Origin of the sequence: Paraburkholderia hospita (genome assembly GCF_002902965.1) — a bacterium.
Taxonomy (GTDB): Bacteria; Pseudomonadota; Gammaproteobacteria; order Burkholderiales; family Burkholderiaceae; genus Paraburkholderia; species Paraburkholderia hospita.
Genome location: NZ_CP026106.1, coordinates 1,978,031 through 1,991,000 on the forward strand (window position 1 = coordinate 1,978,031; position 12,970 = coordinate 1,991,000).

Consider the following 12,970-nt stretch of genomic DNA (forward strand, 5'->3'; position numbering starts at 1 on the left):
ACGTTGCCCGTGTTCCACGAAATACACGACCATCGAAGTTCGTCCACTTCGCGTCTTTTATCCGCATCTTGCGCGCCGCGCGGCATTATGCAATTGAACCAAGGTCCACTTGCATACGCACGGTGGTGATCCTAAGTGGCCCTGGCAAATCTGTTTGAATTTCGCCAACCTGGCGCCTTCTTGACGCCGGGGTAGCGGATGAAGTGTGTCGTAGAACTGAGCGAGGCCGAGGAAACGACGTTGCAACAGTTGTCGATCAATCACGGGCGTCGTGACACGCGCACGCGAGCGGCGGGCTGCTGATGCTCGGGCGCAGGATCAAGCCCCAGTCATTGCCGAGCAGCTTGGTGTGAGCGTACAGAGCGTCTACAACTGGTCGCACGCATGGCGCGACAGCGGTGTGTGCGGCCTGATGGGGGGCCATAACGGCGGCCGTCCGCCTGCGTTGTCTGACGTCGATTTCCATGATGAAGCTCCGCACGCCTGGGTGAGTGCGTTAGCGTCCCCCGGAGGGAGGCGTCGGGTCCATCTCGGTAAAATCTGGCGGTTTCTCCGCAGAGCCTCTATTTGTAAGACTGCGATCTGCTCTGACAGTTTTCAGGAGGTCCCAAAAGCGCCTGCGATAACATACCTGCCCGCGACTACGGATCGCGCGTCTTGACGGGCGGCAGGAGATGCCAAGCCTGGAATTTCACTATGTAGGACAGGATCGCCTGCCTGAGGTGCCGAACGGGCCGCGGGTTGCTTCCGTGATCGAGATCCAGCAGCGCGCGGCTGTCGACAGGCTTGGCATCGTCTATTCGTTCGGCGAGTTCCTGCGCCCCGCGCTCGACAACGGCACGCTCGTGCCGATCCTGCACGACTGGTAGCAATCGTTCACCGGGCCGCGTCTCTACTACGTGAGCCGCGAGCACATGCCCGCGCCGCAGCGCGCCTTCGTCGGCTTCGTGCTGCGCGACAATCGCAGCCGCGACGCGGCATGAAGCGGATGGGCGCGATTCAGCGCCGCTTGCCGTACTTCTTCCAGTAGCCGAACGCGTCTTCGTGACACTCGATATCGAGTTCCGACACGCGTGCTTGCATGCGTTCCTGCACGTCCTGCACGGCGAGGTTGTAGATCACCGGGCCGATTTCCTCGACGAAGAAGCCGAGCAGCGCGCCCGCCTGGATATTGCCGATCGGCTCGTCCATGTTCTCCGCGAAGTAGCGCTGCAGCGAAGCAATCGCTTCGCTGCGCACGTCCTTGTCCAGTTCGATTGTCATGCGTGAGGTCATCCTTTCGTCAGCTGCATCGGGCGATGCAGCACACTGCGGATGAAACAGCAAAGCGGCGCGTCCCGCAAGGGCGCGCCGCTTTCGACATATTTTCCGGATGTCAGCTGTTGATGAACGCGAGCAGATCGGCGTTGACCTTGTCGGCTTCCGTCACGCACATGCCGTGCGGCGCGCCTTCGTAGATCTTGAACGTCGCGTTCTTCACGATCTTCGCGGACAGCTTGCCCGCTGCGTCGATGGGTACGATCTGGTCGTCGTCGCCGTGCAGGATCAGCGTCGGCACGTCGATCTTCTTCGGGTCTTCCGTGTAGTCGACTTCGGAGAACTCGCGGATGCAGAGGTACTGGCCGTGCGCACCGCCTGCCATGCCCTGCGCCCAGAACGCGTCGATCGTGCCCTGCGACACCTTCGCGTCCGGCCGGTTGAAGCCGAAGAACGGCATCGCAAGGTCTTTGTAGAACTGCGAGCGGTTGTCGGCGACGCCCTTGCGGATACCGTCGAACACGTCCATCGGCAGGCCGCCGGGATTCGCTTCCGTCTTCAGCATCAACGGCGGCACCGCGCCGATCAGCACGGCCTTCGCGACCCGCTTCGTGCCGTGCCGGCCGATATAGTGCGCGACTTCGCCACCGCCCGTCGAATGGCCGACGAGCGTCGCGCCCTGGATGTCGAGCGCGTCGAGCAGCGCGGCGAGATCGTCGGCGTAGGTGTCCATGTCGTTGCCGTTCGACGGCTGATCCGAGCGGCCATGTCCGCGACGATCATGCGCAATCACGCGAAAGCCGTTTTGCAGCAGGAACAGCATCTGCGCATCCCACGCGTCCGCGTCGAGCGGCCAGCCGTGCGAAAAGACGACGGGACTGCCCGAGCCCCAGTCCTTGTAGTAAATCTGCGTGCCGTCCTTCGTGGTGATCGTGCTCATTCGGTTGCACTCCTTTCGGTGGTGACGCATGAAGCCGCCGCGCGGCGGCTGGATCGATCATTATCGACACCCATGTTACAGGCCGATAAAACATCCTTCAGACGAAGGGCATCGATGCGGACGAGCGCCGGCTCGGCGTGGTCGATCAGGACGCGCCGTCGCAACACGTGCACGGCGGGCATGCGGCCCGCTTCGTGCAGTCAGGATTCAAGACGCCGTTGATGAAACTGCGCTGTACGCTGCGTCAATGCGCTTCGCGAGGCTGCGTATTTGCCACGGACGCGACGGGCGCGTCCTGCGCGACGAGCGTCGGCGTGACGGCCGCGTCGCTGGTTTCCATATCGTTGTGATGCGAGACGACGGCCTTGACGCCCGCTTCCGCGGCAGGTGTCGCGACATAGGGAATGAAGGCCGACACGGCGACGACGATGATGTAGGCGAACATGACGATTCTCTGCTTCAAGGCATGACGAGGCGCACCGGCATGCCGGCGCGTTGCAGACTGATCGTCGCCCGCTTCACGGCGAAGCGCGTCGAATGCCTTCACCGGAAAACACGTCTTCCTCGTATTGCGCGTGCCGCTCGCGTGCAGTGCCGCGAAGCGTGTTTGCGCGGCCAATTGGGAATTGCGTGTACCCTCCGAACAGAATTCAGTGACTTGTATGAAGCTTCGCACCGATATAACCGACGACCGGTTAATTCGATTCGTAGGGCATGGAAATGCGAAAGTCAACTCGGCGATGGTGTGGCACGCGGCGCTCGCCAAGAGATGGCGGAATAGATCGATGAGTGCGCATCCATTACCCGTCGTGCTGTTCGGCGCGTTCGACCGGCACAATTTCGGCGACATGCTGTTTCCTCATGTCGTTGCGCGCATGCTTGCAGGTCGCGACATACGCATCGCGGGACTCGTGGTGCGCGATCTGCGCGCGCAAGGCGGGCATCGCGTTGAAGCACTTCGACAGTTGCACGAACGTGCGGTCGATCTGCTTCATGTCGGCGGAGAGATTCTCACCTGCGATGCGTGGGACGCCGCCCTGATGCTGCAATCGAACCACGACGCGCAATGGATCATCGCGTCGCAGCCGCACGATCGATCGGAATGGGCGCAACGTGTGCTCGGCACGCGCGAGCTTGCGCCGTATGTCGTGTCAAAGGATGGATGGCCGTGTGCCACGCGTGTTCTGTTCAATGCGGTCGGCGGCGTGACGCTCGATCATCGCGTCGACAGGATGCGCGACGAAGTGCTCGCCAAACTCGCCCGCGCCGACGATATCAGCGTTCGCGACATCCATACGCAAGCGTTGCTCGCGAAGTCGGGTATCGAAGCGCGGCTCGCGCCCGATTCCGCGGTGATGGTCGCCGAACTGTTCGGCAACACGATCCGCGCACATGCATCGAAGCAGGCCGTTGCGCGGATACGCGAAGCCGCACCGCGCGGCTATCTGGCCGTGCAATTCAGCGCCGACTTCGGCGACGACGCGACGCTCGACCAGATCGCCGCGCAACTGGACCAAGCCGCCCACGCGCATGACCTCGCTATCGTGTTCTTCCGCGCAGGCGCGGCGCCGTGGCACGACGACCTGTCGTGCTTCGAGCGTACGGCTGCGCGCATGCGCGCGCCGTCCGTTCATCTCTTCGATTCGCTGAATATCTGGGACATCTGCGCGCTGCTCGCGCACAGCCGCGGCTATATCGGCAGCAGCCTGCATGGCCGGGTCGTCGCGATCGCGCATGCGTTGCCGCGCATCAATCTGCTGCACGACGAAGACTTCGCGCGGCCCTGCAAGCAGACGGCTTTCGCGCAAACGTGGGAACACGCGGACCAGCCCATCGCTGTGCGCGTAAACGGGATTGCTGAAGGCGTCGAAAACGCATTGTCCGTCGATCCAGCACGGCTGAAGCAGACTGCAACGCGGCTCGCCGCGCTTTGCCGCGATGCGTTTCAAACAACTGTTTCAGTACTCGCGGGATAAACACTAGTCGTCTGTGCTCGACTTCCGCGCGACGGCTGCAGAATTGCTGCAATTTGCCGTTATAACGGTTGCGGCCGCATCTGGCCGAGCCGATACCGGACACCCGACATTTTCTCCGGGCCCAATTGGCACCGTAGAATAGCGAGAAATTCGATTCTGGACCTGTCATGCCCAACCACCCTCGCCCGCGCTCCACAGCCGACGACGACTCAGAAATGTTCGATCTCGCGCCCGTCGCGCTCTGGCTCGAAGACTTCAGCGGCGTAAGGGCGCTGTTCGAAGACTGGCGCGCGCAAGGCGTGACGGATCTGCGCGCGCACATCGGCGAGGACATCAAGCGCGTGGCCGAGTGCGCGAGCCGCATCCGCGTCATCAAGGTCAACCAGCAGACACTGTCACTGTTCGAAGCCGCGGATTTCAGCGCGCTGACGGACAACCTGTCGGCGATCTTTCGCGACGACATGCTGAAGACGCACCTTGAAGAGCTGTGCCAGCTCTGGTCCGGCCAATCGCACTTCACGAGCCAGACGGTCAACTACACGCTGGGCGGCCGGCGTCTGGACGTGCTGCTCAAGGGCAAAGTGCTGCCGGGCCATGAGGAACGCTGGGACCGCGTGCTGGTGTCGACGGAAGACATTACTGAACTGGAAGGGGCGCGCCATCGCGTGACGGCGGCCGAGCAGTACGTGCGCGGGCTTTTCGAGTATTCGCCCGTGTCGCTGTGGGTCGAGGATTTCAGCGCCGTCAAGCATCTGCTCGACGACGCGCGCGCGGCGGGCATCACCGATTTCCGCACCTTCACGGACGTGCACCCGGAGTTCGTCGAGCGCTGCATGGCCGAGATTCATGTGCTCGACGTCAACCAGCACACGCTGGAGATGTTCGCTGCGCCCGACAAGAAGACGCTGCTCGGCCGCCTTCCCGAAGTGTTCCGCGACGACATGCGGCCGCATTTCCGCGAGCAGTTGATCGACCTGTGGGACGGCAAGCTGTTCCAGCAGCGCGAAGTGCTCAACTATTCGCTCGAAGCGAACGAGGTGCACGTGCATCTGCAGTTCTCCGTGCTGCCGGGACACGAGCGCACATGGGACCTGGTGCTCGTCGCGCTCACCGACATCACCGCGCGCAAGAAGGCCGAAGCGTATCTGGAGTTCCTCGGCAAGCACGACGTGCTGACCAAGCTGCGCAACCGCTCGTTCTATGTGGATGAACTGAACCGGCTCGAACGCAAGGGGCCGTTCCCGGTGACGGTCATCATGGCCGACCTCAATGGCCTCAAACGCGTGAACGATCAGCTCGGCCACGCCGCCGGCGACGCGCTGCTGCGCCGCGCCGGTGAAGTGCTCGCGAAAGCGATGGAGACGCCGTTCAACGCGGCGCGTATAGGCGGCGACGAGTTCGCGATCCTGCTGCCCGGCACCGACGAGCGCGGCGGCGCGATGATGATCGAGACAATCCGTCAGCTGGTCGATCTGAACAACCAGTTCTATCCGGGCTCGCCGATCACCTTCTCGATGGGGATGGCGACCGTGCAGCGCGGCGAACGGATCGAAGCGGGCGTGCAGCGCGCCGATCTGCTGATGTATGAGGAAAAGCGCGCGCACTACACATCGCAGGAAGCAAACGGCGCGCAGAAGTAAGCTTTTTCGTTTCGCGGCGCAGTCAGCTTTTCACGGGCACGCCGTATGTGCCGACGATGCGCCTGTCCTGTTCGGCCGCGGAGAACAGCTCCCATTCGAGCCCGTTGACGTCGAGGCTGCTCGAATAGCCTTCGACCGCGTCGTCCTCGAAGCCGACATGGCGCAACTGCCCTGCTTTTTCGGGCTTTTCGTTGATCGAGAAGTTAAGCAGATCAGTGCGCCACATCGCGTACTGACCCGGCACGACGGCCGAGGGCGGTTGTCCGAGACGCTCGCTATAGTCGGCAATCGATTCGTCGAGGTTCGCAACGGCGAGCGCGATGTGAAAACGCTTCATGATGGTGGGCTCCGTGAGTGTTGTTCGCGAGTGTTGTTCGCGAGTTTTATTTGAATAGACAGCGCAGCCATCGTAACCACCACGCAAAAGCGTAGCCAGATCAGCATTCATGCTGGTATCGGCGTTACCTGCCTTGCCTTGTTTCCGCCTGAAAGGAGCCGTATTCGATGCTTTCCCACGTATTCATCGGCGTCAACGATTTCGAGCGGACGTTTGCTTTCTATTCGGCGGTGCTTGCCGATCTCGGACTCGTACTGAAGTTTCACGAGGACGACCGGCCCTGGGCGGGATGGATGAAGCCGGGCGTCGCGCGACCGCTGTTTCTCGTCGGCAAGCCGTTCGACGGCGCGCCTGCCGTTGCGGGCAATGGGCATATGGTCGCGCTGCTGGCGGCGGACCGTGTCACAGTCGATCACGTGCACGCGACGGCCCTTGCGAATGGCGCCGCGTGCGAAGGTCCGCCAGGGCTGCGCCCCGAATATCACGCGAACTACTACGGCGCCTACTTCCGCGATCTCGACGGAAACAAGCTTTGCGTGTGCTGCCACGACGCCGGGTGACAGCATCACTTCGTGCGCCGCTTCAGTTCGTTGTCACGTACTTCGGGACGGCGCGTTGCGGCTGCGGCGGCACGACGGGGTCCAGCGTGCCGCGCATGCGCTTCACTTCATCGACGGGACTCAGGCCGAACAGACGCTTGAATTCACGGCTGAACTGCGACGCGCTTTCATAACCGACGCGCGCCGCCGCCGCGCCCGCGTTCAGCCCGTCCTGCACCATCAAGAGACGCGCGTGATGCAGACGCGTGGTCTTCACATACTGCATCGGCGAAGTCGACGTGACGTTCTTGAACTGCGCGTGAAAGACCGCGAGGCTCATGCCCGATTCGCGCGCGAGCGTCTCGACATCGAGATCACCGTCGTACTCGGTGTGGATGCGGCGCAATGCCTTCGCGATACGGCCGAAGTGATGCTGATGCGTGAGCGCCGCGCGTATCGCATTGCCCTGCACGCCCGTCAGCACGCGATAGCAGATCTCGCGCACGATCGACGGCGCGAGAATGCGGGCGTCGACAGGCGACACCAGCGCTTCGAGCAGGCGCAGCACGGCGTCGCTTAGCGGCTGGTCGAGCGGCGTCGAGTAGATGCCGCGCGGCTCGCTGTCGACGGCGCCGTGGGTTTCGTTGAGCAGCATCAGCAGCTCGGCGACCATCGTCAGATCGACGCGAACCGAAATGCCGAGGAACGGCTCGTCCACGCTCGCCTCCGTCTCGCACTCGAACGGCAGCGGCACGGACAGCACGAGATACTGTTGCGCGTCATAAATGTACGCGTGGTCGCCGAGGTAGCCGCGCTTGCGGCCCTGGCAGACGATCACGACGCTCGGCTCGTACATCACGGGACGGCGCGGCATCGGATGATTCGCGCGCAGGAACTTGACGCCTTCGAGCGGCGCGTCCGTCATGCCTTCGGCGGGCGCGAGCGTGCGCAGCAATTCGACCATGCGCTGTTGCGGCGAGCGCTCCGCGTGGGGCGCGCTATTTGAAAGTTTTGTGTCGGACATGATGAAATCCATTCGGCGAAAACATGTGCCGCCAGAGAATATGGCTTGAAATCTAGCATTAAATGGCCGACCGCGGATGCCTCCAGGAGAAATAGGCAAGCCTTCAAGATGTTCAGGTATTCCCTGGGAGGCGCGCGGTCCCTAACATGGGAACCCTGTCGCAAAGCCCGCTACCTGTCCGCGACACACCGTCCGGCGCCTCGCACGAGGCCCGCCAACCCCGCGTTGCCGCTTGCATGCAGCGCTTACGCCCATCGGACGGACCTCACGGCGGACATTCCGCGTGCCTCGGCGCACGACAGATTCAACCGCCGCGCGAGCATGCTGCGCGGCGCCTCGCGCAATTGCATCTACAAGCTGGAGCCCTCATGTCCACGACCTACGCCTATGCCGCAACCGACGCGCAATCGAAACTCGCGCCGTTCGAATTTCAGCGTCGCGACCTGCGCGAACACGATGTACAGATGGAAGTCCTGTTTTGCGGGGTCTGTCATTCGGACCTGCACCAGGCTCGCAACGAATGGAAGAACACGATTTTCCCCGTCGTCCCGGGCCATGAGATTGTCGGCCGTGTGACGAACGTTGGGTCGCAAGTGACGAAGTACAAGGTCGGCCAGCTGGTCGGCGTCGGTTGTCTGGTCGATTCGTGCCGCACGTGCCCGAGTTGCCAGGAAGGCCTCGAGCAGTATTGCGAGAACGGCTTTGTCGGCACGTACAACGGCAACGACAAGCAGACGGGCGCTGTGACGTACGGTGGCTATTCGACGCAACTCGTCGTCGATGAAGAATTCGTGCTGCGCGTGCCGGAAAACCTCGACCCCGCTGGCGTCGCGCCGCTGCTGTGCGCGGGCATCACGCTGTATTCGCCGCTGCGCACGTGGGGCGCGGGGCCGGGCAAGAAGGTTGGCGTCGTCGGACTGGGTGGCCTCGGCCACATGGGCGTGAAGATCGCGCACGCGATGGGCGCGCATGTCGTGCTGTTCACGACGTCGGCATCGAAAATCGAAGACGCGAAGCGCCTCGGCGCGGATGAAGTGGTGATCTCGAAGAACCCGGCCGAGATGGAAGCGCATGTGAACAGCTTCGATCTGATCGTCAACACGGTCGCGGCGCAGCACGATCTGAATCCATTCATCAACCTGTTGAAGCGCGATGGGACGCTGACGCTGGTGGGTGCGCCGGAGCACGATCATCCGTCGCCGCAGGTGTTCAACCTGATCATGAAGCGCCGTCGTCTGGCGGGATCGCTGATCGGCGGCATTGCCGAGACTCAGGAAATGCTGGACTTCTGCGGCAAGCACGGCATCACCTCGGACATCGAGATGATTCAGATGCAGCAGATTAACGAAGCATATGAGCGCATGTTGAAGAGCGATGTGAAGTACCGCTTCGTCATCGATCTCGACTCGCTCCGCAAGTAACGGGCAGCAGGACCCAACCGCTTTACCCCTTCCATCCAGGCCGCGCAGGACGGCGGCCTGTCCCTGCTTCCCGCCTCGCATCAGCATTGCATGTGCAGTATCGGCGCGCCTCCCTACCGGGACGGGGTGTGCCGTGGTGTTTTCCGCTCGTTGTCTTTTTCTGGAATGTCCCGTTTTTGGAGAGTTCCGTGATCGATCGTATCCAGGCGATGCGCACGTTCATGCGTATCGTCGATACCAATAGCTTTACACGCGCCGCCGAGTCGCTTGAGATTCCGCGCGCGACGGCAACAACGATTGTTCAGAACCTGGAAGCGCTGCTGGGCACGACGTTGCTTGTGCGTACGACGCGGCGTCTTAATCTCACGCCCGAGGGCGCTGCTTATTACGAGCGCTGCGCGCAGATTCTCGCCGATATCGATGAGATGGAAGCGACGCTGCGTCAGACACTCGATAATCCGAGTGGGCGCTTGCGGGTGGAGATGCCTGGGGCGGTGGCGACTTCGATCGTGCTGCCCGCGCTTGATGATTTTCATGAGCGTTATCCGAGTATTGATCTCGCGATTGGTGTGAGTCATCGCAATGTGGATCTTGTCGGCGAGGCGGTGGATTGCAGTATTCAACTTGGTGAGTTGCCGGATTCAGGGCTGGCTGCGAAGCGGCTTGGGTCACTGGAGCACGTGACGTGTGCTAGTCCGGCTTATCTTGAGCGATATGGGATGCCTGAGAGTCTTGATGATCTTTCCGGGCATGTCGCGGTTAATTGCATGTCGATGATTACCGGGCGTGCTGTTGACTTTGATTTTGACGTTGGGGGGAGTCCTCTTACCGTGAAGGTGGATGGGTTTATCAAGGTCAGCGATGAACATGCTTATTTGACTTGCGGGCTGCAGGGGCTTGGGTTGATTCAGCCAGCAAGGATCGCTGCGCAGGCTCTATTGGACAAAGGGCTGCTGAGAGAGGTTTTGCCGCAGTGGAAGCCTGTGGCAATGCCCGTTTCGGTTGCTTATGTGAAAGGGCGGCGGGTGTCGCCAAGGGTCAGGGCGTTTGTTGATTGGCTCGCTGAGCTGTTTGAACACCAAGGGCATGTTGAGGCGGATTTGTCGCGGGTGAGGATGTTGATGCAAGGTGACTTGCACGTGGCTTGATTTTTTTGCTTTTTTTGGTGGTGTTCGCCGAGGTGGATTGCTGCGCAGCCGGTTTGTTTTTTTTGCTTTTGCGATGGCATCCGCGTTTTTGCCTGCGGCGCTGTGGTGTGGTTTGCCTGTGTTTTTGCTGGCATCCGCGTTACGGTGTTTGCCATTCAAGCGTCGCCCCTGTGCGGGGCGGCACCTACTTTTCTTTGCCGCCGCAAAGAAAAGTAGGCAAAAGAAAGCGGCTAACACCGCCAATCTTTCTTCCTGCCTGAGGGCCCCCAAATGGTCCTGCACTTCACACGGCAACGTATCTGTCCGCCCGCGTTGCCAACGCTTTGAATGAGCGCCTCACCCGCTTCGAATACCCGTGCACGGGCGAGCGACAGCGAATGGCTTCTGCCGCCCAGGTGGCAAACTGTGTGTAGGTTGTCGCGTCGTATAGGATAGCGCTCTTACAGGGTGGAACGCATGCGCTATCGGTCCGAAGTCTCAGGATTACCCACATCTTGCAAGGAGAGTGGTGAATGATCGCTTGTAAACAGTCGGCGTCGATGTTAACTTTGGCCCATTCTGTTCGCAACGGTAGTCGGGATTGGTCGACGAGAACGAGACAGATGACTGGGCAAGTGCCGAATTTGGCGAGGCTGATCTGGGTGATGCGCGCCTGGCGCAGCGTCTTGTTGCGCTGGCTCGCCGACTCGCGTGCAGTCCGCAAGGTTCATTTCCTCAATCGCTCAAGCCGGCCGAACTGAAGGCTGCCTACCGTTTCTTCGATAATACGCAGGTCGACACGAACGGGATTCTCGCGCCCCATATTGCGCAAACACTTGATCGCATGAGACAGGTGCCGATCGTGCTGGCGATTCAGGACACAACGGAGTTCAACCTGTCGCATCTGCCTGCGACGGAGGGGCTGGGGCGCGGCACTGGCAACAATGAGCAGGGTTTCATGATGCACAGCCTGCTGGCAGTCACGCCCGATGGCTTGCCGCTAGGCGTGCTGGGCGTGAAGACCTGGGTACGCCCCGAAGCGGTGTTCGGCAAGAGTGCCCCCGCAGTCACGCGCCCGATCGAACAGAAGGAAAGCGTCAAATGGCTTGAAGGAATCGATCATCTCGCGGCACTCAAGGTACGTTGCGAACAGACGCGGTTTGTCTGTGTTGGAGACCGCGAGAGCGACCTTTACGAACTGTTTTCCGCCGAACGCCCCGCCGGAGTGGACTGGTTGATCCGCGCAACACACAACCGTGTAGCGCGTCATCCGCAAGGCTACCTTTGGGAAACTGTTCTGGCCACCACGCCCCTTGGCAACACTGAACTGCGGATACCAACCAGAAGCAAACTTCCTCAGCGCATAGCGCGACTGACGTTGCGTTGTGCGAGCGTGCGACTGCAATCTCCAAGAGCGCGCGCAAGCCGCCGCAGCCTGCCTGAGGTCGACGTCTTTGCGATTCACGCCATTGAGGATAATCCCCCGAACGGTGTTGAACCGCTTGAATGGATGCTGCTCAGTTCGGTGCCCACGAGCTCGCTTGAAGAAGTTCTCGAACGGCTGGCCTGGTACGCCAGACGCTGGACCATTGAGACGTGGCACCGTGTGCTCAAAAGCGGCTGCCGTATCGAGGCGCGCCAGTTCGGCACGCTCGAGCGGTTTGTGAGAGCGACTGCTCTGTTTGCCGTCATCGCGTGGCGCATCCTGTATGCCACGCTGCTTGCGCGAACGGGCACGCAGCTGTGCTGCGAAGTATTGCTCCAGCCAGTTGAATGGCAGGCGCTCTATTGCCATACCCACGCAACCACGCAACTGCCAGAGCAGGTTCCAACGCTGCAACAAACCATCGTGTGGATAGGCATGCTTGGCGGCTATCTGAATCGCACGCATGACCGCCCACCAGGACCGACAGTCATATGGCGTGGATTTCTCGTCCTGCACGAAATTACGAAGATGTATCAGCTCTTCAGGCAAAGCGGATAGCATGCTCAGTAAAAATGTGGGTAATCCTGAGGTCCGAAGTGAGGCGTGTGAGGCACTACGGCCTACACACAGTTTGCCACCTGGGCGGCCGTGGAATATCTGGCACGGCATGGTGAAGCGAGGGTGCGTGAAGCGGGTGAGGCGCACCGCAAGAGCGTTGGCAACGAACATGGGTCACGTGATTGCCGTGTGAAGCGTGGGACCGGTTGGGGGCCCTCAGGCAAACACAAGAGCTGGCGGTGTTAGCCGCTTTCTTTTGCCTACTTTTCTTTGCGGCGGCAAAGAAAAGTAGGTGCCGCCCCGCACAGGGGCAACGCTTGAAGCATGAAGGCATGACGCGGATGCCACTGAAAACACAAGCAAACCAAACCGACCGCGCCACGAAGGCAAAACGCGGACGCCAGCGCAGACACAAGCAAACCACCCCAGCGCCGCAGGCAAAAAGCAAAGCCGACTACATTCGCCCACCCCGCCCCGCGCGCATTCTCGCCTCCCCCACAACTCTGGCCAGAGTATCCGGACTCATCCGCGCAGCAATACCCCGCACATACTCATGATGCCGGGCATCGAGCGCCGCCTCGAGATACTGCGCCTGCAAATACCGAATCAAAGCAATCCGCCGATGCCCAAGCGCAATACTCTGATCGAGCAGCGCGACGGCGGCATCGGCGTCTCCAGCCGCATACGCACGCTTGACCAGTTCGGACGTTTGCGCACGCGACATA

At 61.2% G+C, this 12,970-nt stretch carries 15 protein-coding genes; 8 read left to right on the forward strand and 7 right to left on the reverse strand.

The features are described from left to right. The first annotated feature begins 271 nt into the window (after positions 1 to 271). Positions 272 to 661, forward strand: coding sequence for a helix-turn-helix domain-containing protein (locus C2L64_RS56345; protein ID WP_407671779.1), 390 nt, complete (start codon positions 272 to 274; stop codon positions 659 to 661). Positions 662 to 674: 13 nt separating this feature from the next. Further along, positions 675 to 869, forward strand: coding sequence for a type 2 periplasmic-binding domain-containing protein (locus C2L64_RS54550; protein ID WP_009769532.1), 195 nt, complete (start codon positions 675 to 677; stop codon positions 867 to 869). Positions 870 to 999: 130 nt separating this feature from the next. Here the strand turns inward: C2L64_RS54550 and C2L64_RS27195 are convergent, their stop codons facing one another. The 4 genes from C2L64_RS27195 to C2L64_RS53415 all read right to left on the reverse strand — a co-directional run bounded on the left by C2L64_RS27195 (position 1,000) and on the right by C2L64_RS53415 (position 2,642). Beyond that, on the reverse strand, positions 1,000 to 1,263 hold the full coding sequence (locus C2L64_RS27195; protein WP_009769531.1) for a DUF2164 domain-containing protein: 264 nt from the start codon (positions 1,261 to 1,263) through the stop codon (positions 1,000 to 1,002). A 112-nt stretch (positions 1,264 to 1,375) separates the two neighbouring features. Beyond that, positions 1,376 to 2,197 carry an alpha/beta fold hydrolase gene (locus C2L64_RS27200; protein ID WP_103153729.1) on the reverse strand — a complete coding sequence of 274 codons (822 nt, stop codon included), beginning with the start codon at positions 2,195 to 2,197 and terminating at the stop codon, positions 1,376 to 1,378. Next, positions 2,194 to 2,379 (reverse strand): hypothetical protein, encoded by a 186-nt coding sequence (locus tag C2L64_RS53410; RefSeq protein WP_086908685.1) that lies wholly within the window; start codon positions 2,377 to 2,379, stop codon positions 2,194 to 2,196. The genes C2L64_RS27200 and C2L64_RS53410 overlap by 4 nt, the downstream gene beginning before the upstream one ends. Before the next feature lie 62 nt (positions 2,380 to 2,441). After that, positions 2,442 to 2,642 (reverse strand): hypothetical protein, encoded by a 201-nt coding sequence (locus C2L64_RS53415; RefSeq protein WP_007739182.1) that lies wholly within the window; start codon positions 2,640 to 2,642, stop codon positions 2,442 to 2,444. Positions 2,643 to 2,982: 340 nt separating this feature from the next. On the opposite strand from C2L64_RS53415, the gene C2L64_RS27210 reads away from it, so the two are divergent. Together C2L64_RS27210 and C2L64_RS27215 are read left to right on the forward strand one after the other, a co-directional pair. After that, positions 2,983 to 4,173 carry a polysaccharide pyruvyl transferase family protein gene (locus C2L64_RS27210; protein WP_039901854.1) on the forward strand — a complete coding sequence of 397 codons (1,191 nt, stop codon included), beginning with the start codon at positions 2,983 to 2,985 and terminating at the stop codon, positions 4,171 to 4,173. A gap of 167 nt (positions 4,174 to 4,340) precedes the next feature. Beyond that, positions 4,341 to 5,813, forward strand: a complete 1,473-nt coding sequence (locus tag C2L64_RS27215; RefSeq protein WP_039901852.1) for a sensor domain-containing diguanylate cyclase — start codon at positions 4,341 to 4,343, stop codon at positions 5,811 to 5,813. 22 nt (positions 5,814 to 5,835) lie between these two features. Here the strand turns inward: C2L64_RS27215 and C2L64_RS27220 are convergent, their stop codons facing one another. Next, on the reverse strand, positions 5,836 to 6,150 hold the full coding sequence (locus C2L64_RS27220; protein WP_009769527.1) for a VOC family protein: 315 nt from the start codon (positions 6,148 to 6,150) through the stop codon (positions 5,836 to 5,838). 167 nt (positions 6,151 to 6,317) lie between these two features. On the opposite strand from C2L64_RS27220, the gene C2L64_RS27225 reads away from it, so the two are divergent. Beyond that, positions 6,318 to 6,710, forward strand: a complete 393-nt coding sequence (locus C2L64_RS27225; protein WP_009769526.1) for a VOC family protein — start codon at positions 6,318 to 6,320, stop codon at positions 6,708 to 6,710. 22 nt (positions 6,711 to 6,732) lie between these two features. Here the strand turns inward: C2L64_RS27225 and C2L64_RS27230 are convergent, their stop codons facing one another. Continuing rightward, positions 6,733 to 7,713 carry an AraC family transcriptional regulator gene (locus C2L64_RS27230; RefSeq protein ID WP_039901853.1) on the reverse strand — a complete coding sequence of 327 codons (981 nt, stop codon included), beginning with the start codon at positions 7,711 to 7,713 and terminating at the stop codon, positions 6,733 to 6,735. Between the two features lie 368 nt (positions 7,714 to 8,081). Between C2L64_RS27230 and C2L64_RS27235 the strand changes: the two genes are divergently transcribed. The 3 genes from C2L64_RS27235 to C2L64_RS27245 all read left to right on the forward strand — a co-directional run bounded on the left by C2L64_RS27235 (position 8,082) and on the right by C2L64_RS27245 (position 12,245). Next, entirely contained in the window at positions 8,082 to 9,134 is a 1,053-nt protein-coding gene (locus tag C2L64_RS27235) for an NAD(P)-dependent alcohol dehydrogenase (protein ID WP_007746378.1), read from the forward strand. A 188-nt stretch (positions 9,135 to 9,322) separates the two neighbouring features. Next, on the forward strand, positions 9,323 to 10,282 hold the full coding sequence (locus C2L64_RS27240) for a LysR family transcriptional regulator (protein ID WP_009769524.1): 960 nt from the start codon (positions 9,323 to 9,325) through the stop codon (positions 10,280 to 10,282). Positions 10,283 to 10,862: 580 nt separating this feature from the next. Beyond that, on the forward strand, positions 10,863 to 12,245 hold the full coding sequence (locus C2L64_RS27245; RefSeq protein ID WP_090838341.1) for an IS4 family transposase: 1,383 nt from the start codon (positions 10,863 to 10,865) through the stop codon (positions 12,243 to 12,245). A 454-nt stretch (positions 12,246 to 12,699) separates the two neighbouring features. Here the strand turns inward: C2L64_RS27245 and C2L64_RS55035 are convergent, their stop codons facing one another. Further along, positions 12,700 to 12,969 carry a hypothetical protein gene (locus tag C2L64_RS55035; protein WP_007746633.1) on the reverse strand — a complete coding sequence of 90 codons (270 nt, stop codon included), beginning with the start codon at positions 12,967 to 12,969 and terminating at the stop codon, positions 12,700 to 12,702. Position 12,970: the final 1 nt, after the last annotated feature.